The organism is Acetomicrobium sp. S15 = DSM 107314 (genome assembly GCF_016125955.1).
Taxonomy (GTDB): Bacteria; Synergistota; Synergistia; order Synergistales; family Thermosynergistaceae; genus Thermosynergistes; species Thermosynergistes pyruvativorans.
Genome location: NZ_JADEVE010000191.1, coordinates 21,524 through 46,224 on the forward strand (window position 1 = coordinate 21,524; position 24,701 = coordinate 46,224).

Here is a 24,701-nt window from a genome sequence, read left to right on the forward strand (position 1 = left end):
AATATAAATGAGGCGCGTTGTATCTGCCCTCGATTCATAACGCTAAAAACGGAGGTGAATTCAGGTGAAGCTGGTGCGCTTTGTGGTCTCCGGAGAGGAAAACCCCCTGTGGGGTGTCCTTGAGGGGGACTCGATTCGCGTTACGGATGGTTTGGGCGGGGATTTTACGGGCGACCGGTTCCCCCTGGCGAAGGTCTCGCTCAAAGCTCCCGCGGAAACCCCTAAGATCGTGTGCGTGGGCAAAAACTACGTAGATCCCACCAAACCTACGCCCGCTGACGAATTGCCCAAGGAGCCGGGCCTCTTTTTGAAGGCGGCCAATGCCCTTGCCGATCCGGAGCAACCCCTGCCGTATCCGCCGTTCACGAAGGAGCTAGCCTTCGAGGGGGAGCTTGCGGTCATCGTAGGGCGGACAATGAAGAAAGTTCGCGAAAGTGACGCCTTGGATTACGTCCTCGGATACAGCTGCGCGATCGACATAACGGCCAAGGACTGCCAGAAGTCGGACCTCCAATGGGTGAGGGCCAAGTCGGCCGATCGCTTTTGTCCCCTTGGGCCGTGGATCGAGACCGATCTATCCCCTCAAAATGTGATGCTCAGTACGCGCATAAACGGGGAGGTGCGCCAGGAGTCCTCGACCGCACACATGATTTTCCCCGTGGCGTTTATCCTGAGCTACATATCGTCCTTTATGACGCTCCTGCGTGGTGATGTGGTGTTAACGGGCACGCCTAAAGGGGCGGGCCCGCTGCAGCGCGGCGACGTGATCGAGGTTTCTATAGAAGGTATAGGGACGCTGAAGACGCCGGTGGTTTAGGCTCGCCTTCCGGCCGCGGCGAGCTCTTTAAAGCAGAAGTTTCGCCAAGGACAGCTGCCACAACGAGTATGTGCGGGGGGGAAGGGGCCGTTCGCCCCCGCACATACGGATTCCCGCACCGCTTCCTCTATCTCTTCGAAGTCTACGCCTTCTAAGAGCTCCGTCTTGCCCTCCCTCAAGAAGCAAAGCCCTAATTTCACGGCTCTGTTAGGGTGTAGCAGGTGCCAGGCCAGGCCGTAGAAGCGCATCTGCTCGGCATACAGCTCCATAGGGGCGTTCTCCAGGGACGTTATCTTGTAGTCCCAGATGTGGATATGATCTTCCTCTTCCCAGAGGACGTCAACAATGCCCACGAGTGCCGTTTCGCCCACGCGCGTCCGAAATGGCACTTCCCGACGCAGGAGGCCCATGCCGAGCTTTTGGCGCAAAAGCTGCCCCAATTCTCCTTCCGCGAGTCCCGAGAGCCACTCCCTCAGTTGGCGCCGCGACGCTTCTTCGCTAAAGGGGGCTTTTAAGGCTGGCGGCAGGCTCTCGACGTGCTCGCCTTTTTCTGAAAGGAGGCGATCGAGCGATTCAGGCGCAAAATCCCACCGGGCTAAGATCCAGTGGGCCAAGCTCCCGAGCTCGGGCCCGCCCGAGGCGCCTTCCTCCGACGGCAGTTCCCAGGTGAGGGGCAGCCCTTGTTTGTATTTTAGCCTGAAGGCCTTGGGGCAATACCTGAGCGTCGAAAAAGCCGTAGCGCTCAAGACTTCAAGCGCGCCGCCTCTTTGCCTCGGCAACGCCAGAGCCGCGGATCGCTCGGGCGACGGCGCCTTTTTTTCTGCCCTCTCTGTGCGGGTGCCCTCATCATCGGAGGAGTCTAAGGAGGCATAGTCCTCGAGCTTTTCCCCTTTGGAGTCGAGCCAATTGAAGACGTGGTGGAGCCATGTGCCCTCCTTTGGGCCTCCTCCCTTTTTTGGCCAGATGCCGCAGAGGAGTAGAGCGTCTTGGGCCCTGGTGCAGGCAACGTAAAAGAGACGCTTCCACTCCTCCGATCCCTCTCTCTCTTCGATGAAGCGGTGCGCCTTTTTGGAGACGGGGTCGTTCTTTTGTCCCCAGCGGTCCGGGAAGCGGCTTCCGGATGCCAACAAGGGGATCGACGGGAAGAGGCTCTCCCCCCGGCGGGCGGCGAAGTGCCTTTCGAGGCCAAAGACCGCTACCACGGGAAACTCTAACCCTTTCGCGGCGTGAACCGTCAACACTTTGATCGCGTCCTCCGCCTCGAGGTCGACGTTCACCTCCTCCGCCTTCAACCCCTCCCGCGTAGCCTCGTGCAGATATGCGGCGCATCCCTCCAAGCTCGGTCCCAACGCCGCTTCGTATTCGCGGGCGATGTCCACAGCTCTTTGCAGGGCGAGCATGGCGCCGATGCGCAGATGAACGGGGAGCGCGTAGAAAGCTCTCGCCTCATCGATGAGCGCTGCCAAGGCCCTCGAGGGGCCTTCAAGCGCTGCCAACCTTTTTAGCGAAATGAGGCGAGAGGCGACCTCCGGTTCCCTGCGCTCGAGCAGCTTCCACAGCCCCCATTTTTCGTCGTTATCAGCCCCTTCGCTTATGAGTTCTGTGGCTCTGTGGGGCGGCAACTTAGAGAAGGGGGACAGGAGGTACCCCGCCAAAGCCAAGTCGTCGGATGGGTCGGCGAGGGCCTTCAGGAGCGAAGAGGCGTCTTGCGCTTCGAAGCGGGAGAAGTATCTCATGCCGCTGAAGAACGCCACGGGCAGCCTCATCTCATCCCTCAGGACGCGCTCGAGGGCGGCAAAGGATGTCCGCGCGGGCACGAGTACGGCCATGTCCTTCCACTCGCACGGCCGCGCTTCTCTCTTTTCCTTGTCCCATATGTCTTTGCCCCTCAGAGAAGATAGCGCAGCGCCTAACTTGCGCACCGCCGCTTCCCTCTCTTCCTCCGCCTTTGTTTCCTCGCTGCCCCTTTCGATGAGGATCGCAAAGGGCTTTACGCCCGCGGCGCTGCACCTTTCGCTCCACCAGGGCGCCTCCTTTGCTCCATCGATCGGTTCGTAGGGGATAGAGGAGCGCCCCTCTACGCCATCGCGCCAGATGAACCCGAAGAGGTCGTTTATCACCTCCAGCAGCGCGTCGCGAGTGCGAAAGGATTCGTTCATTGCAACGTAAAGGCCGTTTTCGTCGTCGCGCGCCGCTGCGATTTGGCGGGCGAATATCGATGGGTCGGCGTGGCGAAAGCGGTATATGGATTGCTTTATGTCGCCCACCAGAAATAGGCTCGCGCCGCTCAATTTCTTCAATGACTCGAGGAACGCGCCTTGGACGCCGTTTATGTCCTGAAACTCGTCCACCAACACGGCCTTGAAACGCCTTACGAGGGATGGGTCCTCTTCGATGATGTCCTTGGCGTAGCGGATCATGTCGTCGAAGGAGAGCCACAGCTCGTTTTCCTTTTGGGTTTCCCAAACGGCCCAGAGCAGCGCCGCCGCCTTGGCGAGTGCCAGGCGAAGCCTCCTGTCGAGTTCGCAATCGCCTTCGTCGAACAGCGCTGCTATGTCGTCCGCCGTCGCACCGCAGGATACCAAGGCCCCGTCCCTTAGGGCGAGCGCAGCCTCGTCGAGCCAGAGGTCGTCGGGACAGCTGCCATGGCTTGAGAATAATCCGATCGCTCCCCTTGCGAAGGCGATCATCGAGGCGGTGCCGAATTCCTCGAGCACGTCGAGGAAATCCGGCTCCCTCAATAAGCTCGCCCATTTTCTTTTTTCGCCACTGAGCCTAGCGGCGAACCACTCCGAATCCACTGCGTCGAGCGCTTCCTCGACGGAGCGCCAAAACTCCTCTTCTTCGGGCATAGATGGGACTCTGTGCGATTCCGTCCCGCGGGTGGGACCGGCGGAGCGAATCAGGTCCATGGAGAAGGAGTGAACCGTCGATATGGTGGCCTCCTCGATCCTGCGCTCGGCATCCTCGAGCCTCAGCGCCAAAAGGTTGTCGCCTTTTTCCCCTGTCGCTTTTAAGGTTTCCTTCCACGAGCGGAGGGTGGCCCTTATGCGCGAGGCCATTTCGAGAGCCGCCTTTTCCGTGTAGGTCACGGTGAGTATCTGGTCGCACTTGGCCTCACCCGTGGCCACGAGCCATGCGAACCGCCACGCCAACGTGCTGGTCTTTCCTGTGCCAGCACCTGCGCTCACCGCTATGAAGTGCTTGTTTGAAGTGATCGCCTCGCGCTGGGAGGGCGTGGCGGTTCGCAAGAGGGCGAGGAGCCCGCCGTCACTCATTGTTGTCGCCTCCACGCACGATCTCCTCTCTTCTGCACAGGGCTTTGTAGCCGCAATCCCGGCAGCTTTTTGACGAATAGTCCGGCGAGAATAGCCCCGAAGTCATTCTATTGGCCATGCTTTCTAATGTGCTTCTCGCCTCGTCGATTTTATCCTTCAGCGAAGTTTTCTTCCTTCCCTGCTCGAAGATTTTTGCAAGCTTCAAGTCGGCGAAGTGACCGTAGATCGATCCGTCTTTGTGGCAGAGATAGGCATAGCCGGCCACGCTCGTGCCCGCTTCTTCGAGCGCTACGGCGTAGGCTGCAAGCTGAACCGAATCCCTGTAGTAGTCGCTCCCTCCCGACTTGTAGTCAAGGACCACCGCGCTCCCGTCGGTCAATAGCTCGATCCTGTCGGCCCTTCCCTTAAAAAGGACGCCGTTTATCTTTAATTCGGGCAGCGGATATTCCCGCATCTGGTCTCGGCGCAGCGGCGCCAAGCGGCTTTCGAGCGAGTCCTGCAGGCGCGCCAAGCGCTGGACTTGGTATAAAAGGCGACGTCCGTAAAGGCTGTATCGCGACAGGACCTCTTCGTAGAACGAGCGCGCCACCTCTTCCCACAGCGCCTCCACGAGGTCCGACAGCGCTTTGCCGCTTCGGAAGCGTTCCTCCCACAGGCGCTTCCAAAGCTCGTGGAGCAGGTTTCCTCCTAACTTTGGATCGAATCCGGAAGGGGCCTCCTCTTCTATGTTCCAGAGGCGCCTTGCGGCGTAGCGGAAAGGGCAACCCTTCCATTCGTTCACATCGCCCAAATAGGCCTCTTTCGTGCGCGCGGGAGGAAAGGCCTGTGGGAGCGCTCGCCCCCTGCTCGGCACGTCAGCGGCCGCCTCTACGCCAGAAAAGCGCATCTCTCGCGCCGAAAGCAGCGCGCGGCTTGAGGGGCGCTCTACGGAGCATGCAAGGGAAACCCAGGGCGTTTCTCCGCCTGTGGCCTCCTCGAAAAAGGGCGATGGCGGAATCGGGCGACCCTCCGTATCTGCGAGCGGGCGCACCGCGAAGACGACCCCGTCTCCCGCCGCTAAAAGCCTCCTAAAGAGCGCGCGCCGCTGTTCCCTCCTCTCGTTTAGGAGGGGAAGATGTGTGGGGGAAAGCCCGAGGTTGCGGTCGTGAAAGATTTGCCTCTGCTCGTCAGGCAGTATCGGCGACTCGCGGAGCTTGCCGGGCCAACGATCGCTGCCGACCCCAACCAATACCCAGGCCGGGTGGTGGGCGAGGACAGGCGGAGAATCCACGTATACGTTGAGGACTCCTTTTCGTTGGAGCGGTGGCAGGAGGATCGCCTCCTCCGACCATGTCCTCAAAAATTCGATCGCATGGTCACCAGCGAGCGCGCGATTTGCCGTATCCGTAGCTTCACTGCTCGCACTGTGCTCAAGCGCCCACTTTTCCGCATCGGCACAGGAGGACGCGAGCATGCGCACGCTCTCGTCCAATGCGATGTCTTCTCCGGCCAGGTCGCTCGCCTTGTGCAAAACCTCCAAGCGCTCGCCTATGAATTTCGCAAGGGCCTCCAAGAGCTCTTCCGGCAGGCCGCCTTCGCTTATGTTCTTCCAGAATGAGGCGAGGGCGTCGAAAACCTCCACCCCTTTAGGTACATCTTTCAAGAATGCCTTCCATCCCCCTTCCCCCGACGGAGCCTTGCGAGTTGCCTCGCTCAAAGGTAAGCCTTCGCCCAAGAGGAGGCGGTCCGCCAGTAGGAAAGATGTCTTTCGGGTGGGCCAGTTGTCCTTAGCGGCGGCGAAGATCCGGCTTACGAGCGACCAGAATTGCGTCTGTGCGACCGGCAGGCCGCTTTTAAGCTGATACGGTATTTGAAAGCGGACCAAGGCCTCTTTTGCCGTCGGGAGGTCGTCTTGAGGGAGCAACATCCCGACATTTTCCCATCCCGGAAACGGCTCATCCCCCCATGTGACCTTACCGAGGGACCAGAGCAGCAGCTCTTTCAACGCCGTCTCTATGGCGAGGCGATCGGTGGCACCGGATATCTCTATGCACTTCGGCGGAAAGGCGAAGTTAGCCTCTTTCTTCGTGATGCCTTCGAGCTGGTCGGCCGCGCTGTAGGCCCCAGTGCCGCTCTCCGGCATGAAAACGCGAAGGTGCGCATCGAACTTCGTTAAGCCCCTCACCAGCTCAAGTTGGCCGTGAGTGAAGCTCATGAAGCCGACGAAGGCCCAGGTGTATCTTCTTACAATGTGTGCGAGGCTCCGCGAATTTGCGAGGAGGAGCTCTCTCGTCAGCGTGGCGACCTGGGCGCTGTCGGCCAAGCCTCTATCCTGCAGATATCGTTCGTATTCTCTGAGTAGCCAACACAGCCACGCCCCGACCTCGTCGAATTTTGCACAGGGGCCGCCTTCGCACGGCTCTTTGCAGCCCGTGGCGTTTTTGTATGTTTCCCACGAGATCTCCTCTCGGAGCAGTTCCCTGAGGGACGAGGCGAATTCTTTGACCATTGCTGGCCTGCGCGCCGTCGGCGGGAGGGCCTCGCTGCAGGATGGTCCAGCCCATAGAGACTGAATGATGAGCCACCTCTCGGCGGGATCGACCTGTCTGCGCCACCTAATGCCTTTATCTTTAAGCGCTTCACAGGTTTTTTTGTATATGTCGGTCCATTGCCATATGCGAACCCTTTCGCGATATGGACTTTCGGCCTCCAATATCGCCGATAGGATACCGCCATCGTGGTCCGTTGGAACCACGAATACGGCGGGTCTCTTCGCGATGGCGCGCAACTCTTCTTCGATTTGCCTTACGCTGCGGTAGGCCGTGATCGAACTTTCCGTATCCTTACACCTTCTCGTATTGTGAGCTCACTATTGGTCCTTGTGCGTTTTAATTCGTTCCAAGCCGAGATGAAGCGCGAGTATACCTCGAAGGCCGAAGACAAATGCTCAATCGTAGGCTAACATCATTATAATATATCGTATCCGCCCATCCCGTTCACGATGGGCATCATGGGCATTGACGAAAAGAAGGGAAGGGAAATGGGCAAGTTCTATGCGGGCTTCGATATAGGTTCTTTTGCAGTGCACGGCGCCGTTGTGGACGAAGGGGGCCGTGTCGTATATGTGCCGAGGAGCCTTCCTCACTTCGGCGATCCGTTGGGCTGTCTTTTTACCTTATGGCAAGATATTGCGAAAGCAGCGGGCAAAGACGGCATAGCCTCTACGGCCTTTACCGGCATAGGGGCGGCTTCCTTCCCCAAGGTCTTCGATGGCCTGTTGTTCGATTACGACAGCGTCACCATACCGAAGGGCGTGGCCAAGATGGCGCCCGACGTCACATATGTCTTCCACGTCGGCGCCAAGGATTCATATTTTTTCAGGATCGAGCATATCGAGGGTCAGCCGGCGATGCTCGAGTGGTCAGCCAACAGCAAGTGCGGCGGCGGCTCCGGCACCCTGCTTGAGAAGCAGGTCCGTCGCCTTTACGGCGGCAACTCCGACTCTTCTGCGGACGAGGCTGAACTTCTGGAGCATCTCTTCCGGGAGGCCGAGAGCGAGGCCGCCCTGTACGAGGATCTCGCCGGTTATAACGCTCGCTGTGGGGTGGTGGTCCAGTCCGACCTCATTCACGAGCAGAACGAAGGGGCGAAGAGGCCCTATCTCCTGGCTCGTCTTTATGCTACCGTGGCGCGCAACTATAAAAACGACGTAATAGGCCCCAGGGAGCTTAAAAAGGAGGCCGTAGCCGTCGCCACGGGTGGCGTCTTCGGGAGCGACTTTATACTGCACCGCGTCCAGGAGTTGACCGGCGTCGAATTGAGGCGCCTGGAGGCCTTCAGGAGCGTCGGAGCCATAGGAGTAGCTTTGCTGGCTCTGGAGAAAAGAAACGATTTCATCATGGACTTCTCTCGCATCGGGGAGGTAGCTTCTTATGCGAGAGAGCACCGCCTATACGCCGAGCCGCTTAAGGGTTATCTCGACAAGGTGCACGTATTTCCCGATACGCCTGTGGAGCTGCCCTCGAAAGGGACTATCGATGTAACTATAGGTGTGGATGGAGGTTCGACCACCACAAAGGCGGCCGTCATAGACATGGAAAGCGGTGCACTTCTCGATAAGATTTACATTAGCACGCACGGCGACCCGGAGGGGGCGCTTCGCAAGGTCTTCCGGCATCTCGCGCAGAAGAAAGATCGCTACAACGTGAGGGGTATCTGCACGACCGGTTCCGCCCGCAAACTCTACGAGCGCATCTTGGTGAGCAAGTCCAAGGCCAAAGCCTTGGAGGAAGAGGGTTACGCCGTGCCCGATGGCGCCGTGGATGAGATCACCTGTCATGCCTACGGGATTAAATTCCACGACCCCGACATAGATACGGTATTCGAAGTGGGCGGCCAAGACATGAAATTCACCACTTTCAAACGCAGGGACGGCAAGGCCACCGATGAGGTGGCCGAAGCGAGGATGAACTATTCCTGCCAGGCCGGAGCGGGGCAGACGCTCGAAAACATGGCGCTCCTCTTGGGATTGGACGTCAAGGACTCCCTCCAGGAGTACGCTCTCAAGGCGGATCGCGTCCCCTTGATCGACGCCACGTGCGGCGTCTTTATGGAGATGGAAGAAAACCGCCTCATCGCCGAGGGCTTCTCCAAGGAGGAGATCGCTGCCGCCATAGTGCGAGCCACGACGGCCAGCTATTACCACAAATTCGTAGGCGGCCCGCAGTATGTCCAGGAGAAACCTTCGTGCCAGGGCGGACCGGCGCTCGGTCTGGCTTTTTTGGCCGCCATGGCTCAGGTGACGGGAAAGGACATCTACGCCTACCCGCACAGGGAGCTCTTCGGAGCCTGGGGAGCGGCGCTCGTCTCCAGAGAGCGCGTGAAGGAGCTCGAGCTGCAAGGTAAAGCTGTGCGCTCGGCATATCGCGGTTGGGATTGGCTTGAGGAATCCTTCGCCCGACGAGAGGTCTTTTGTCTCGACCACTTCGGCCCGCTATCGTGCGGCGTGCGCAATTGCAAGCTCAAGATATTCACTATAGGACAAGACGAGGTGATCACCGGCGGCTTTTGCCCCAGGGGGAACAGCGAGGGGAGTGGCAATGCCAAGAGGGATTACGTGGAACTCTACCACAGGCTATTAGAGAAACACTTCGACGGCGTGCTTTATCAAAAGCTCGAAGAGGCGAAGTTGGATGGGTCCCCAACGATCGGCATCCGCCGGAGCGGAGTGACGCTCGGCGAGTTCGGCGTATGGGCAGGTGCGCTTTTTAAGGCCCTCGGCTTTCTGCCGGTGCTGACGCCCGTTTCGGACGAGCGCATCGCACAGCTCGGCATCAACTTGGCCCATACGGAGTTTTGCATAGCCATGAAGTTGGTCGTCGGACATGGGGCGCTCTTGAACAGCGATGAGCGGATACACTACATCTTCAATCCCTCCTTCATCGAAGAGGTGCGCACCTCAAAGCCGAATAGGAAGTTCTGCATCTATACGGAGGCCGAGGGCTACATGCTCCAGGACATATTGGGGATCGATCGGAGCAGGGAGGTCATACCGGTTTGGCACTTAGGCGATGAGAGCCAGATGGTAGAGTCATTGAAGGGGGAGCTCGAGCGGTTGGGGCTTCCGGTCTCGATCGAGCGCATAAAAGAGGCCTTTCGCTACGCCGACTCTAAGAAGGAGGCCTTTTTGAAGGAAGTGAGTGAGTGGGGCGATCGCTTCTTCGAAGAGCTCGAGGAGTCGGGCGAAGTGGGTTATGTAGGGCTCGGCAGGGAATACGTCGTCTTGGACCCTGAAGCATCATCCCGCTCTGGGCAGATGTTTTCCAGGGAACGGGGGATGCGCTATATTCCTCAGGCCTTTTTGCACCACCTCTACAAGGATATACCCATAGATGACCTGGTCTTCAACGAGTATTGGTATCAAAACGCCGCCATACTTCAGGCCGCGGTCTTCGTGGCTCGTCACCCCAAGCTGTTTCCGATCAGGCAGATGAATTTTGCCTGCGGCCCAGACTCAATGAAGTTCTATCATGAAAAATTGATATTCGACAAGGCAGAAAAACCGTTCCTGCACCTGGTCACGGATGCCCAAACCAACAACGCCCCCTTCGTCACCAGGGCTGAGGCCCATGAGCGCGTGGTTTCGCGCGCCCGCCCTCGCAGGGATTTGGATATCTATGATTTCGCCCTTTTCAAGGAGAAATCGAGCGGGAGTTTGAACTTAGGGAAGAGGCGCTGGTTGATACCCTATATGGGCGAGGCCAGCCGCTTCGGTGCGGCCGCCGTGCGCCACTTCGGCCTTTCGGCCTCGATCATACCCACTAACACGGTCGAATCGCGCGAGTATGCGAACAAGTTTATAGCAACGGAGACGTGTTTCCCCTTGAGGGGCGTAGTGGGAGACGTGTTGGCCCATCTGGAGGAGCTTGCGCGAGAAAGGGGTAAGGACTGGGTTAAGGAGAATTACCTCGTCTTTTTGCCCACCACGAGCGGGCCGTGCCGCTTCGGCAAATACGGCGAAGTCTTGAAGATATTTTTGGCGCAGTTGGGTTATGAGGGTCTGCCGGTGCTCGGCCCTTCGTCCGATAGCGGTTATCTGGACTTCGAAGTGCCGGCACCGCTTAAGGGATTTTTCAAGCAATCGCGGGCCCTCATTCAGATATTCAACGCCATAAAGATGAGCGACATGCTCGATGACCTGGTGCGGCGCTTCCGCCCCTATTGCCGGGACAAGACCGCCTTCGATAGGCTTTACGAGAAGGAGATCGTGGAGCTGGAACTCTTGATCGAAGAAAAAGGGGCCTCCGTGGGCACGCTAAAGGAATGGAGCAGAAAGGCTAGCCGAAGGTTCGCCGCCCTCACCACCGACGCACATGACCGCTTTCCTCTCGTCCTTTATGTGGGCGAGATTTATACCAGGCAGCACGACCTCTACGCCAATAATGTCATTAGACACCTCGAGGAAGGGGGACTTGAGGTCATCCGTGGCTCGATTTCCGAATGGATCGAGTACGTGAACTACACCACATACCGAGAGAACCCTCATTGGATCCACAAAGTAGCCGACCTCTATCTGTCCTTTGCCGATTGGCGGTTTCACAGGCTCTTCGGCGGGACGAACGGGGAGAGGAAGGTGCTTCCCAAGCCGGAGCAGATAATAGAGGGGGTTGAGGCTGCAGGCATCTATCACGGCGACATCACTGGCGAATCGCCGCTTGTTATAGGGATCTTCCGCGAACTTATGGAAGGTCGCCTCCCCTCTAAGAACGGAGCCAAGGTGTGCGGCATTTTCCACGTGGGCCCCTTCACGTGCATGCAGGAAGGGGTGGCGATGGCCAAGATGGACGCCATGCTCAAGGAGGCTCAAAAGAAGAACCCGAACGTGATAGTGCCCGTCATTCACGCCTTTTTTGGCGATTCGGCCAACCCCAACTTGGAGGCCGAGATAGCGGCCTTCCGCGAGCAATGTTATCTCAAGGCGAGGCTCGCGTGAGTATTGTTTGGTTGACGCGTCGGGGGGTTCTCATTAATATGGTTTAAGCGTGAAGTTGAGGCAGCATCCGATATTTTCGTCACAATTTTTGGAGGTGAGCTTTTAGATGAGCGTTCAGTTGGCGATATTGGTAGGATACATCGTTCTGCTCTACGCGGTTTCGTGGTATGCTACGCAGCTTGTGAAGCGCGGCGGAGGAGGGGCCTTGAACTATCTGCTGGCCGGAAGGCATTTCCCGACCGTGGTCGTGGCCACTATGATCACCGGGCTCGCCGTGGGTGGCGCCTCGACCGTCGGCGTGGCTGAGGGAGCCTACACCCAGGGGCTGTCGGCCGGCTGGTACAATGCCGCCTGGGGGGCCGGCGGCATCATAGCGGGCCTCTTGGTCGCCGAGGCTTTTAGGCGCATGGAAGTGCGCACCATCCCCGAGATGATGGAGCGGATGTACGGACCTTCGGCCAGGTTGGTGAGCATAGTTGCACAGCTTCTGATAATGATGGTGATCACTTCGCTCCAGTACGTGGCGGGCGGGGCGATCCTCACGGCTTTGCTCCCCTCTATTTTCACGTTTCAGCAAGGCGTGCTCTTGACGGCCTTGGTCTTCGTGGGCATCACGCTGATAGGGGGTTATTGGGCGGCCGGGCTCGCAAACGTGATCAACGTCATCTTGATCTACGTCGGTGTGGTGGTGGCCCTCTTTTTCTCCTTCTCCAATTTTGGGGGTTTCGACGCCATAGCCTCGCGTCTCCCTGCGGGGGGATCCTGGTTTCACCCGATAAGGGGTGTCGGGCTTTCTGTCGTGGTCGCCTGGATGGTCGTCATGATCACCCAGACATTTTCGGTTCAAGCCATCTCGCAGATAGCTTTCGCCGCTAAGGATGGCCCTGCGGCCCGCCGTGGCTTCATTATAGGTGGCATCATAACGCTGCCAGCCGGGTTTTTGTGCGCCTTTTTCGGCATCATCGCGGCAGCTCAATTTCCTGGACTGAAAAACGCTGCCATGGCTCTTCCTACCTTGGTGACCCAGATCACGCCCTTGGTCGGCGGATTGCTGCTGGCTGCCCTTTGGGCCGCCGACATCTCTACGGCTGTGGGATTGCTTTTGGGGTGCTCGACCCTCGTCACGGAAGATTTCCTGAAGCGGCTCGTGCCGGGGATGGTATCACCAAAGAGAGAAGTCCTCATATCTCGCCTTGCGGTTTTGCTGGTGAGCGCGGCTACGCTGTGGTTGGCCCTCACATCCGTCGGGATTTTAAAGACCGTCACTACGGCCCTCGCCATGACTTCGTCCTTCACGCTACTTATTCTGGCCAACATCTACGTTCCGAGCCTGTGCAGGAAAGCGACGGGCTTTTGGACGATCCTCGCTTCTGTGCTCGTATGGTTGGCCTGGACGTGGCTGCCAGCCGTGCGCATCGTTCCGCACGTAATATACCTCGAGTGGCCCGTTTGCCTTGTGGTGTTTGCCCTTTGCGCCGTCTTGAGCAGGGAGCCGGCGGAACGGCTGATAAAAGCGACAGCTGAATTGGGCAGCTGAAGCGCCGTCTTTGACCATAAATCATTCCATAGGAGGCCTTTGCAATGTATAAGGTATCGTATGATAGATTGATCGAAATAACATCACAAATACTCGAAGGTTTTGGTTACCCTCCCGACAAGGCTGCGATAACGGCGGAAACGCTCGTTGAAGCCGATGCTCGGGGCGTGCCTTCTCACGGGGTGGCGCGCCTTGAGTTCTACAAAAGCAACATCGATTTGGGCTTTGCGGTGCCGGCTGCGGAGCCCGAGGTGGTTGCGGAAACGCCCTTGAGTCTGACCGTAGATGGCCACAAGGGCGTAGGACCTTATGTGTCGCTTTTTTCCGTGAATCGGTGCCTTGAGAAGGCAAAGCAATCCGGCGCGGCCTTTGCTGCCGTCCGCAAGTCCAATCACTTCGGCATGGCTGGCCTATGGGCCGAAAGGTTTGCCAAGGAAGGCTTTATAGGCATAGCCCTCACGAACACGATCCGCGCGGGCATCCCCACTTTCGGCAGGGAGCGCATGTTGGGGACGAATCCCATATGCGTGGCCATTCCAGGTCATGGCGACGATATGTTCATGGTCGACATTGCCACATCCACCGTCTCCAGGGGAAAGGTCGAAGTCTATGACCGCCGCGGCAAGAAAATGCCCGAAGGATGGGGCGTCGGGAGCGATGGGCACGTCACCACGGATCCCGGGGAGATAGTCAAGCTCATGCGGCCCGGCAATCCCTTCGGTGGGCTCCTCTATCTCGGAGGAGAGGGAGAGCTCTTGGGAGGGCACAAGGGATATGGCCTCGCCCTTTTGGTGGAACTCTTGTGCGTCGGGCTTTCTTTAGGTGACTTAAGCCGCGATGCTCTGACCGTAAAAGATGCCACGGTCTGCCACTTTTTTGGCGCCGTAAACCTCGCGCTCTTCGGTGACGCTGTGGCCATAAGGCACAAGGTGAGCGAAATTCTCGATGCCATGAGGAAAAGCGCTAAGGCGGAGGGGCAGGAGCGCATATACATTCCGGGCGAGAAGGAGACGGAGAACAGAGCGAAGTCCTTGCGCGAGGGCATTCAGCTCGATGACGCCACTTTGAATTTATTGAATAAGTATGCAGCTGAGCTAAGTATAGAGCCGCTCGCATAACTGACGTGGCAAAACCTGATCGGTTAATCGGCAAGGAGCGGGTGCGATGAGGGCAAAGACGGGTTTAAGATCGGCGGGCGAGCGGAGGTTGGAGAGCCCCTTTGAGCGATACCTCACGCTGTGGGTGGCTTTGTGCATCGCCGGCGGTATCGTCTTAGGCAGGGTTGCCCCCGGTCTTGCCCGCAGGCTCGACGGGTTCGCCATCTATGTGGGCGAAGCGCCGGTCATATCGATCCCCATCGCGATATGCCTCTTCTTCATGATGTATCCGATAATGGTAAAGATAGACTTCGGTGAGGCCATAAAGGCGGGCAAGAGCGGTAAGCCTGTGGCCTTGACGCTCTTTTTGAACTGGGCCATAAAGCCATTCACTATGTATGCCATCGCTCTCTTCTTTTTGGGCACGGTCTTCAGGGGGTTTATCGGAGCGGAGGCGGTGGACTTGGTCAAAATGCCCTTTGGCCTGGATCTCCCTGTGGGCGCCCTTCACGGATCTGGGAGGGTGGTTCTCCACGAAGGTATGAAGATGCTCGAGGTTCCGCTCTGGCGGAGCTATCTCGCAGGTTGCATACTGCTCGGCATAGCTCCGTGCACGGCCATGGTTTTGGTGTGGGGGTATCTCGCCAGGGGCAACGATGGCCTCACGCTCATTATGGTGGCCATCAACTCCCTCACGATGCTCCTCCTTTATGGCCCTTTAGGAGGATTCCTATTGGGCGTGGGGCGTCTTCCCGTTCCGTGGCAGGCGCTCGTCCTTTCCATATCGATCTACGTGGCACTTCCCCTCGTAGCAGGTTATTTCACGAGGAAATGGGTCATCAAAGCCAAGGGAGAGGTTTGGTTTAGGGAGAAATTCCTCCATGCGCTTACGCCGATCACCATAATTGCGCTCCTTACGACGCTCGTTCTGCTCTTCAGCTTTAAAGGCGACGTCATCGTCGCAAATCCCTTGACGATATTGTGGATAGCCATACCGCTCTTCATCCAGACGAACCTCATTTTCTGGCTCGGCTATGGCCTTGCCAGGGTCCTTAAACTGTCTTACGAGGATGCGGCGCCGGCTGCCATGATCGGCGCCTCTAACCACTTCGAGGTCGCTATCGCCACGTCCACGATGCTCTTCGGCCTCTCTTCGGGCGCTGCCCTGGCGACGGTGGTGGGCGTGCTGATCGAGGTGCCGGTAATGCTTGCGCTCGTAAAGATATGCCTCGCCACTTGTCATTGGTTCGCAGAGTGCCACCTCGACCTCCCCCACTGCAAGGCAAAGCTGAATCATCCTACGCATTCCTCGGGTTGTGTTAGCAGATAAATACGTTTGGCTTTTCGCCTCTTTAAGCTATATTAAATACAGAAAGTAACGGTTTGTATAAGACAAATTTATCTATAGTGCGGAGGCCTTAAAAATGAAACTAGGCTTAATTGGATTTGGCCAAGTAGGATCAGCTTTTGCTAAGGGGCTTCGCAAAGAAGGGTTTCCTCACATTGTAGCATACGATAAAATGCAAGACACTCAACAATACGGCGATATGATTAAACGTAGAGCAAAAGAAGCTGATATCGAGCTTTTATCAGATGCGGAGCAGCTTGTAAAGAATTCAGACATTATAATATGTGTCACCTCTGCAAGTGTTGCTGTTGAGTCAGCGCAACAAATTTTGCCGTTTATCGCTCCGAATCACATTTATGCTGACCTCAATTCTACCTCGCCTGAAGTAAAAGAACGGATAGCTAACCTTATCATGGAGACTGAGGCTAAGTTCGTGGATGGCGCTATCATGGGTAGCATCTCGCTTTATGGATATAAATCTCAAATTTTAGTGTGTGGCGACGGTGCTGAAATATTTGCGAAAGCCCTATCAACTTGGGGTATGAATATAAGAAAAATTGGGGATAAACCTGGTCAAGCATCAGCATTAAAGATGGTCCGCAGCGTATGGGCCAAAGGCATAGAGGCACTTTTGATCGAATCTCTTTTGGCTGCTTATGAGTACGAGATCCTTGAGCCGGTTTTCGAATCCGTATGTGAGATGATGCAGGAAGATTTTGCAACCCTTGCAAATATGTTGATCACCACAGATGCCATACACGCTCAAAGACGAGCTCACGAGATGGATGAAGTGATACGAACTTTACAACATGTAGGAGCCGATTTCACCATGTCCCAAGCGACGAGAAATAAACTTCAATGGAGTGCCAATCTTGGCCTTAAAGAAGACTACAAAGGGGAAATTCCTAACGATTTTCGCGAAGTTTTGGCTAAATTAGCACAAAAATCACATTAAATTCAGGTTTAATTAACCATGTTGTGTAAAATTGTAACAGTACACATAAACATCAAAAAGGGGGAGTGGGGAAATGAAAAGGGGTAAAAGGTTTAGTGTTGTTATTTTGACTTTCGTGCTTGTTATCTTGATGCCCATCGTAGCAGGCGCCGCAGACAAGACTTATACCCTGAAGTATGCCACCACTGGTCCAGCGGATCCTGTCACCTATACGCCCTATAGTGTTGGTTTTGTTTTCAAGACACTGGTAGAGGCTCAGTCTCAAGGAAAAGTCAAGGTCGAACTTTTCCCTGGCGGGCAGTTAGGTAACCAAAGGGAGACAATTGAGGGAGTCATGATGGGGACTGTTGAAATAGCTTCGACTAATATAGCGGCCCTTTCCGGTTTTTTCCCTCCGGCCGATATCTTTTCGATACCCTACCTATTTTCTTCAGATAATGAAGCCATAGCTGTGCTTGACGGTCCGTTTGGAATCAAATTTATCGAAGAGATGGCAAAAAAATTGGAGCTTAGAGTTGTTGGTGGGATAAGTCTCCTTGGTTTTAGGCATTTAACCAACAGCGTTAGACCTATAAAGACTCCAGGTGACGTCAAAGGTTTGAAGTTTAGGACAATGGATACGCCAATTTTCATTGAAATGTTTAAAGCTATGGGTGCACATGCTACACCGATCTCTATAACAGAAGTGTATTTAGCTCTTCAGCTGGGCACGGTAGATGGCCAGGAAAATCCAGCCAGCGTAACAAGGTCTTACAAGTTCCATGAAGTTCAGAAATATATGACCTTAGATGGCCATACTATGGGTATGCAAGTTGCTGTTATGAATGAATCTTATCTCAAATCTCTTCCAGATGAAATTAGGAAGACTATATTGCGCTGTATGAGAGATGCTGTCGTGAATGTGCGAGGGGTCACCAAGCTAAGCGAGCAGATCGATATTGATGCAATGAGGAATGAAGGATTGCAAATCTACGCACCCACGGAAGACGAGCTCGAACAATTTAGAAAAATTACACAGCAACCTTGCATAGAGTTGCTAAAAGCTAACATATCTGAAGACTGGATAAATGGCGTATTGGGTGCGGTAGAGGAGGCCAAGGAAAAGGTGGAAGCTGAATATAAAAAATTTGTTTTTTAGTATGCAAGGACAAAACAAGAGTCCTCGTTTGTAGATAGACAAACGAGGACTCTTCACTCCCAAGATCAACTATATGTGTGTTTGTCGTTTTTGAAAGGAGCGTTGATCGTGCGGAAAGTATACAAGTATGTAACGCTGACTACACAAGGTTTTCTTGTACTGGCGACTGGTGTTATGGTGGTAATAGTAATACTCGAAGTTGTTTTAAGGTACGGCTTTAATACGGGATTCTCATGGAGTGAGGAATTGTCCAGGTTCTTGTTTATCGCTTTGAGTTTTATAGGAGCCAGCGAGGCCTTGCGGAGAGGACAACATGTATCCGTTAGTATATTTATAGATATGTTGCCCAGTGGTGTAAAAAGAAAAGTAAGATTTATAGTGCGTGTTTTTATGGTATTGTTTTTATTATTGTTCGCCTATTCTAGCTTTTTACTGCTTAAGAAATTTCACTTCCAGTTGGCTCCAGCACTGAGAATCTCCATGGCATGGCCACATAGCGCTCTCTTTTTGGGTGCTATCCTTATGCTGTTTCAATTGTTATGGGTAATGCTGAAGGGCTCCAATGGAGAAGAGGATTCGAAATCTCTTCTGAAAGATGAGGTGTGAATATCTTGCCATTGACGGGGCTTGGTATAGCTTTTATAGCATTTTTGATATTTGGAGCACCTATAGCGTTTGTTTTGGGTTTGGCTTCGGCTACCTATCTTGCTATAGCAGGTAAATTCTCATGGGCTGTAATGGCGCAGAGGATGTTTTCCATTGTTGATTCTTTTCCATTGTTGGCGGTGCCGTTTTTTATTCTGGCGGCCAAGCTTATGGAAGAAAGCGGGATTTTAGATTCCCTGCTTGAGCTTGCTGACGCCTTGGTTGGGCATATTAGGGGTGGCCTGGCGCATGTAAACATTGCGGCCAGCATGCTGTTTGCTGGCATAACGGGGTCTCCTACGGCTGATACTGCTGCTATAGGTTCTATTCTAATTCCAGCTATGGAAAAAGACGGCTATGAAACAGACTTTAGCGCTGCAGTAACTGTAGCCTCGTCCACAATAGGACCTATTATTCCGCCTAGTATACCGATGGTCATTTATGCTATGTGCGAAGGTCGAGTTTCCGTGGCGGCTCTCTTTTTGGCAGGGGTAATACCCGGTATTTTGGTAGGTTTGACGCAGATGGTGGTGGCATATTTTATTTCGATTAAGAAGGGTTATTCAGCTACGCGCACAGGATTTGTAAGCCTCAAAGAGTTTGTTGTTATATTTGCCAGATCGTTTCTTGCCTTGCTGATGCCGTTAATAATATTAGGGGGTATATTCAGCGGAATATTTACTCCTACGGAAGCAGCCGCTGCTGCGGTTGGTTATGCTTTGATAATTGGCCTTTTTGTTACTCGCAAATTGAAAGTGCGCTCATTGGTACGTCATCTTTTAGATACGGCAGTTGTTACTTCTGTGGTCATGTTCGTGTTGGCTGGGTCCAGCGTTTTTGGCTGGCTGATAACTGTAGAAATGGTACCCCAACGAATCGCCAATCTGATTTTAGAGTTCTCGCATAATCCTCTTGTATTTCTTCTGTTGGTTAATATTTTCCTCCTGATCGTGGGATGTTTTATGAACACAACTGCTGCTATTGTAATACTCACTCCGATACTTAGCCCAATAGCTACATCTTTGGGGATTGATCCTCTGCACTTCGGATTTGTAGTTATAATGAATCTTATTATAGGACAGATCACACCCCCAGTTGGATCTTGTCTTTTTGTGGTTATGGGGATATGTAATACCACTATGGAACGTGTGACTAAAGCCTTGCTGCCGTTCTTGGCGGTAGAAATAGGGGTGCTTCTTTTAATTACTTATGTGCCTATTATTACCTTATGGCTGCCTACTATGCTGGGCTTTCATTGATGCTATGAATGAAAGTGGCCTGGAATTTCCAGTTGTGACCGATGAGGTTATTTAAAAAAGGAGGGGGGATGGTTATGTCGTTCCTGGTTAAAAGGCCGGAGGGAGAAGGGTTGATTCCGGTTGTGGAAAAGGGAAAGATGGAATATGAAAGCTTCGCCCTTCTGAGGGGCAAGGCGGGAGATGTCTTTTCCCTGCCTGTGGCCGATGAGGAAAAGGTGGCGGTCCTCCTTTCGGGCCAAATTGAGGCTAAGGTGGGCGGCAAAATCTTTTCCACAGGCTATCGGAAGGATGTATTTTCCTCCAACGCCTGGGCTTTCTATGTCCCACCAGGCATTGAGGCATCCGTACGGATGCTTTTGCCATCAGAGCTTGCCATAGCTGCAGCACCTGCGACGATTCAAGGCGAGCCGTTTCTCGTTACCCCTGAGGACGTGCGCGCCAAATCGGCGGGCGTGTGGAACTGGCGCAGAGATGTAAAAGACATAATAGACGGTCGTCACAAGGTAGAAAAATTGATTATAGGCGAAACGATAAATGCTCCTGGGAATTGGTCCGGCTGGCCGCCTCACAAACACGATACCGAAAACTTCCCCGTCGAAGTAGTGATGGAAGAGATCTATCACTTTAGGATTAAGCCTCAAGGGGGTTTCGGGGTGCAGCGCATCTATGACGGAAAGGAATTGGACGAGCTTTACGTCATAAACGACGGCGATACGGTGATGATACCTAAGGGCTACCACCCCGTCGTTGCCGCTCCCGGCTATTCTCTCTATTATCTCTGGATCTTGTCGGGAAAAACGCGATTTATGGCCCCCTATGAGGATCCTCTCCATGTCTGGCAGAGGGGAGCGGAAGCCTTAATACACGAGGTCCTGCGTTAGGCGTGACGAAAGAAGGTGGGGAGAGCGCTTTTGCCGGCTTTCCCCACCATATTTTTGCGATAGCTCTTATCGAGTCTCGAAGAGCTCGGCGAAGAAGACTTTCATCGCCTCCCAAGATCTGCGGTCTGCCCGTTCGTTATACGCTACGCCTTTCGACGGGTCGTTGCCGGAGGCGGGATTGGTGAAGCTGTGGACCGTGCCGCCGTAGAAAACCATCTGCCAGTCGACGCCACCGCTTCGCATCTCCTCCTGAAATGCTGAAATGTGCTCTTGGGGGACGAGGGGGTCGTCCGCCCCGTGGAGAACGAGTACCTTACAGTTTATGTTTTTGGCGTCTTCGGGGTTCGGCGTATCGAGATTTCCGTGGAAACTCACCACGCCTGAGAGTTCTGCGCCGCTCCTGGCGAGCTCTAAGACCGTTCCGCCTCCAAAACAGTAGCCTATGGCTGCTACTTTAGCTGGATCTACGAGCGGATGCTTTTTTAGCGCCTCCAACGCTGCCCTCGCACGGGAGCGCAGGGTGGCGCGATCGGAGCGGAATTTGGTAGCGAGGCTTGAAGCCTCTTCTGGGGTATGCGCCCTCACCCCTTTGCCGTATATGTCAGCTGCCAGGGCCACATATCCCATCTCTGCGATCTCTTTGGCACGCCTTTTCTCATACTCGCCGAGTCCCGTCCACTCGTGCACCACGAGCACCCCTGGGCGCTTTTCCTTTATCGTCTCGTCATAGACGATATACCCTTCGCAGACCACATCTCCGTCGCGGTATTCGAAGGCTTCTGCCCTCATGGCCTTGTCCCTCCCATCGGTTGTAGCATAAGCAGCGCTTGAGGTGATGATATATGCGGCTGATAACGCTGCGGCGATCGCGATCTTTTTCTTCATAAGACTCCTCCTCTCCCTTGATCAAATCGATTTTATTTTAAGGCAAAGGAACCCTCAAATCCACCCCTTCTCTTTCCAGTATGCGTATTCGCCCTTACTGGAAGCGACTGCACCCTTGAAGCGTGACAGAGAAGTGAAGTTGCAAGGAGATCCAGAAGGCGGAATCATGGTAAAATTGTCAGGATTTAGAAAAGAGGTGATGATCCATGTCTTATCTCGGCGTTGCGAAGGGAAAGATCATTGAGCTGAGGGAGAAGCTGCCATTGCCCGAAGGGACGCAGGTTGAGGTGTCGATCAGCCTGCTGCATAGTGCCGAGACAGCTCAGTTAACTCTTCAGTGCGCAGGCATGCTCAGCGACCTGATCGAAGATCAGCGTACTGCCTACGAGGAAGCACTCAACCGGCGGCTCAGGTTTTTGCGAAGGTTACCGGTATTATGAAGAGAAGTTTACTCGACACGTATACACTCGATGATTATTGTACACTGAGGTGCGGCTGTTGGAAGCAGGGCAATTTTGGCGGATGATTGCTAAATATGGAAGTAGTCTGGTAAGATTGGCATAGAGAACTTTAAATAATAAAAGACAGAATATGACCATCATGCTACCTTTGCGTTGTTTGGTAGTCTAAAAAGGCAAATTGACACGTAGCTATGTCTTCTTATCTACATCAACTAACCCACAAGAAATGGCGCGTACGACTGCATCAGTTCTACTTGAAGCACCTAGCTTTTTGATTATGGAAGCCACATGCGCTTTCGCCGTATTAGAACTTATATAAAGGTCCTGGGCAATCTGAGCATTAGTTAATCCTTTTGACATCAAATGCAATACTTCTATTTCTCTTGAAGTTAAACTCTCAATATATGTTTCATTAACATCTTTTAATACACTATTTATTACTATTCTTGCTATATTTGGACTAATAAAAGTTTTTCCAGAGTTAACAATCCTAATAACCTTTATTAGCTCTTGCTTATTAATATCTTTTAAAACAAATCCATTTGCCCCTGCTTTTATTGATTGTTCTACATATTGTTTATCGTCATATGCGGTTAATATCACTATTTTAGTTTGAGGTGATATCTTTTTGATATTACTAATTATATCATATCCCATACAATCAGGCATTTTAATGTCAAGAAGTATTATATCTGGATTGAAGTTTTTGCAGCAACTTATAGCAGAGGTTCCATTGGAGCAATCTGCTACTACTTTTATGCTTTTTTCTGATTTAAGTAAGGCTTTTAGACCTTTGCGAACTATAGGATGATCGTCAACTATGACTACTTTGATAGGATGACTTTCCTTATTCTCTATCATTTTATTGCCTCCAAATATAATATGTAGGAACCTGAGCTTGACCCAGTCAGATCTTGAGCCTAACAAATGTGATGAAAATAAGCTTTGCATTTTTTAGCTGATATGCTTAGATCAGTTCTTTAGATGGCTTAATATTATATGGTAGTAATTATGAACAAAAGATTAATCACATGTTATCGCAATTAAACATGTTATAAAAGATCCACAGATATAACTAACTCAGGCTTCCGATCCGCGACTCTTGCATCGCAAATTTTATCTACTATCCAAACATTGAAGCAAGAAGTAGAATCAGTTGTTATAATTAGATGTTTTTGTTCCGCTTATTTTAATTTATTTTAATTTAGATAGAAATTTTCCTATGTTAACTGTACACTAAACTGTGAGTTTGCTTGTATAACTGGTTCCAATGGAATAATGGCCCATATTGTAGTACCCTTTCCAGGCTTAGACTTGATGCGCATTCTGCCATTTATACTATTAACTCTCTCGCTCATCCCGATAAGGCCATACTTATCTTGCCTTTCCAGATATTGTGGGTCTTTATCCATGGGAAAGCCGACTCCGTTATCCTGGACCACTATCCCCACAAAGGATTTATAGAAGCGAAGAGATATTTTTGCTTCTGAGGCATTAGAATGTCGGTTTATGTTGTTTAGAGCTTCTTGGACAACCCTGTATATGACGAGCTCATAGCGAGAGGGAAGCCTGCGCTGCGATCCGCGCACATGAATATTTATGCGAAGCTTGCTTTCGGAGACAGAACCTTCTGCTAGTTTTCTAATCGCTGCGACTACGCCAAGGTCGTCCAATAAGGGTGGACGTAAATTGTTAACAATACGCCGCATAGCTTTTATAGCTTCTTTGATGCTATCCTTAGTTGCTTTGACATTTTCTATGAGTTCTTGATTATGTGCAGATAATGCTTCTTCACAAGCCTCTAAGAGGTATGAGGTTGCGGAAAGAAGTTGTAGTGGACTATCATGAAGCTCTGCAGCCAATAGCCTTCTTTCCTCTTCACGCGCATTGATAGTTCTTATTGTGAGTTCCTTTGAAAGCTTCTCCTTTTCGGCCATAGTTTTGAATAACCGGACATTTGCGATAGCACTACTTAAAGCATTAGCAAAGCTTCGAAGTAGATTTAATTTGTCAGGTCCTAAGGGCAATCGTGGGCACCTAATGTACAATAATCCAACGTCTTCGTCATAGATGCTTATTTTGATTATAATCCACTTTTCTAAACGCCCTTTCAAAGCCTCTCTCGTTATGACTTTTATGATTTTTGGCGTAGAAGAATCTGCAAGCTGTTGAATTTTACCCTTAACTCTATAGGTCAAAGCACTAAATGCAGTATTGTTACTAATACTATACTCGTACTTTGGATTATATGATACAAAACCGCAGTCGTAAGCTTCAAATATATCTTTAGACCTGTTAGTGACTTCAGATATAACTCTTGATAAATCATTTGATGAAAATGCAGATGTAGATACTTGATAAACAGATTGTAGATATTTTTTCTGAATAAGCACTTTTGCTTCGTACGAATCAATATAACCCATAGCAAGTATAACTCTTGAAGCATCAAGTGCATTCTCTAACTTTTGCAAGATCAGCATAAGGCTCAAAGGAACATAAACCTTGGTTTGATGAGTTAAATATTCAGATTTGCCGTATGCACATATATTTGATAAAATAATATCCCATATAGCTCTTTTTGTTTGAACGGATACGTCTAAAACTCCTGAGAGAGGATATCCTTGTTCTGCGCGAAGTCTTCCTATGGTCTTTTGATCTTCGAAAAACGGCGTCGGGTCCTTTATGGAAGCTATTGATAACCTTACATAGATGGAAACCCGCTTGCGTCCCTCCTTTCCGGCGAGAAAGGCTGCATAATCAGGGGTTGCCGCGGGTGAGTTCTGTAAATATTGGATTACCCATTCTACTATACTATTTTTATGCGAAGATAATAATTTAATTAGCCAATCTTCTGTATACTTTTCGTATTTCCTCATATTTACATATATAACAATCTAATTAGCTTTTGTCAAGCTCTTGTTCCTGACTG

The 24,701-nt window shown here is 52.5% G+C and carries 16 protein-coding genes; 11 read left to right on the top strand and 5 right to left on the bottom strand.

Going from position 1 to position 24,701, the window contains the following annotated elements:
• The first annotated feature begins 64 nt into the window (after positions 1–64).
• A complete protein-coding gene (locus EZM41_RS05625) occupies positions 65–817 on the top strand; it encodes a fumarylacetoacetate hydrolase family protein (RefSeq protein ID WP_198470158.1) in 753 nt (250 codons plus the stop codon).
• Here the strand turns inward: EZM41_RS05625 and EZM41_RS05630 are convergent.
• Positions 814–4,095 (bottom strand): UvrD-helicase domain-containing protein, encoded by a 3,282-nt coding sequence (locus EZM41_RS05630; protein ID WP_198470159.1) that lies wholly within the window; start codon positions 4,093–4,095, stop codon positions 814–816. The genes EZM41_RS05625 and EZM41_RS05630 overlap by 4 nt on opposite strands.
• Positions 4,088–6,829, bottom strand: coding sequence for a PD-(D/E)XK nuclease family protein (locus EZM41_RS14330; protein WP_198470160.1), 2,742 nt, complete (start codon positions 6,827–6,829; stop codon positions 4,088–4,090). The genes EZM41_RS05630 and EZM41_RS14330 overlap by 8 nt, the downstream gene beginning before the upstream one ends.
• 285 nt (positions 6,830–7,114) lie before the next feature.
• On the opposite strand from EZM41_RS14330, the gene EZM41_RS05640 reads away from it, so the two are divergent.
• From EZM41_RS05640 to iolB, 9 genes are all read left to right on the top strand, one after another.
• Positions 7,115–11,566 carry a BadF/BadG/BcrA/BcrD ATPase family protein gene (locus EZM41_RS05640; protein ID WP_198470161.1) on the top strand — a complete coding sequence of 1,484 codons (4,452 nt, stop codon included), beginning with the start codon at positions 7,115–7,117 and terminating at the stop codon, positions 11,564–11,566.
• 106 nt (positions 11,567–11,672) lie between these two features.
• Entirely contained in the window at positions 11,673–13,103 is a 1,431-nt protein-coding gene (locus tag EZM41_RS05645; RefSeq protein WP_232619112.1) for a sodium:solute symporter family protein, read from the top strand.
• A gap of 44 nt (positions 13,104–13,147) precedes the next feature.
• Positions 13,148–14,221, top strand: a complete 1,074-nt coding sequence (locus EZM41_RS05650) for an Ldh family oxidoreductase (protein ID WP_198470162.1) — start codon at positions 13,148–13,150, stop codon at positions 14,219–14,221.
• 46 nt (positions 14,222–14,267) lie between these two features.
• Positions 14,268–15,530, top strand: coding sequence for an ACR3 family arsenite efflux transporter (arsB, locus tag EZM41_RS05655; protein ID WP_198470163.1), 1,263 nt, complete (start codon positions 14,268–14,270; stop codon positions 15,528–15,530).
• Between the two features lie 70 nt (positions 15,531–15,600).
• Entirely contained in the window at positions 15,601–16,503 is a 903-nt protein-coding gene (locus EZM41_RS14335; protein WP_342449248.1) for an NAD(P)-dependent oxidoreductase, read from the top strand.
• A 73-nt stretch (positions 16,504–16,576) separates the two neighbouring features.
• Entirely contained in the window at positions 16,577–17,641 is a 1,065-nt protein-coding gene (dctP, locus tag EZM41_RS05665; RefSeq protein WP_198470165.1) for a TRAP transporter substrate-binding protein DctP, read from the top strand.
• A 108-nt stretch (positions 17,642–17,749) separates the two neighbouring features.
• Positions 17,750–18,247, top strand: coding sequence for a TRAP transporter small permease subunit (locus EZM41_RS05670; RefSeq protein ID WP_198470166.1), 498 nt, complete (start codon positions 17,750–17,752; stop codon positions 18,245–18,247).
• A gap of 5 nt (positions 18,248–18,252) precedes the next feature.
• Positions 18,253–19,545 (top strand): TRAP transporter large permease, encoded by a 1,293-nt coding sequence (locus EZM41_RS05675; protein WP_198470167.1) that lies wholly within the window; start codon positions 18,253–18,255, stop codon positions 19,543–19,545.
• 74 nt (positions 19,546–19,619) lie between these two features.
• A complete protein-coding gene (gene iolB, locus EZM41_RS05680; protein ID WP_198470168.1) occupies positions 19,620–20,426 on the top strand; it encodes a 5-deoxy-glucuronate isomerase in 807 nt (268 codons plus the stop codon).
• A 66-nt stretch (positions 20,427–20,492) separates the two neighbouring features.
• Here iolB and EZM41_RS05685 read toward each other — a convergent pair whose 3' ends face one another.
• Positions 20,493–21,311 (bottom strand): dienelactone hydrolase family protein, encoded by an 819-nt coding sequence (locus EZM41_RS05685; RefSeq protein WP_232619113.1) that lies wholly within the window; start codon positions 21,309–21,311, stop codon positions 20,493–20,495.
• Between the two features lie 206 nt (positions 21,312–21,517).
• Here EZM41_RS05685 and EZM41_RS05690 point away from each other — a divergent pair, with 206 nt between their 5' ends.
• A complete protein-coding gene (locus EZM41_RS05690) occupies positions 21,518–21,751 on the top strand; it encodes a hypothetical protein (protein WP_198470169.1) in 234 nt (77 codons plus the stop codon).
• 210 nt (positions 21,752–21,961) lie between these two features.
• Here the strand turns inward: EZM41_RS05690 and EZM41_RS05695 are convergent, their stop codons facing one another.
• Together EZM41_RS05695 and EZM41_RS05700 are read right to left on the bottom strand one after the other, a co-directional pair.
• Positions 21,962–22,633, bottom strand: coding sequence for a response regulator (locus EZM41_RS05695; RefSeq protein ID WP_198470170.1), 672 nt, complete (start codon positions 22,631–22,633; stop codon positions 21,962–21,964).
• A 359-nt stretch (positions 22,634–22,992) separates the two neighbouring features.
• Positions 22,993–24,648 (bottom strand): sensor histidine kinase, encoded by a 1,656-nt coding sequence (locus tag EZM41_RS05700; protein WP_198470171.1) that lies wholly within the window; start codon positions 24,646–24,648, stop codon positions 22,993–22,995.
• Positions 24,649–24,701 lie beyond the last annotated feature (53 nt).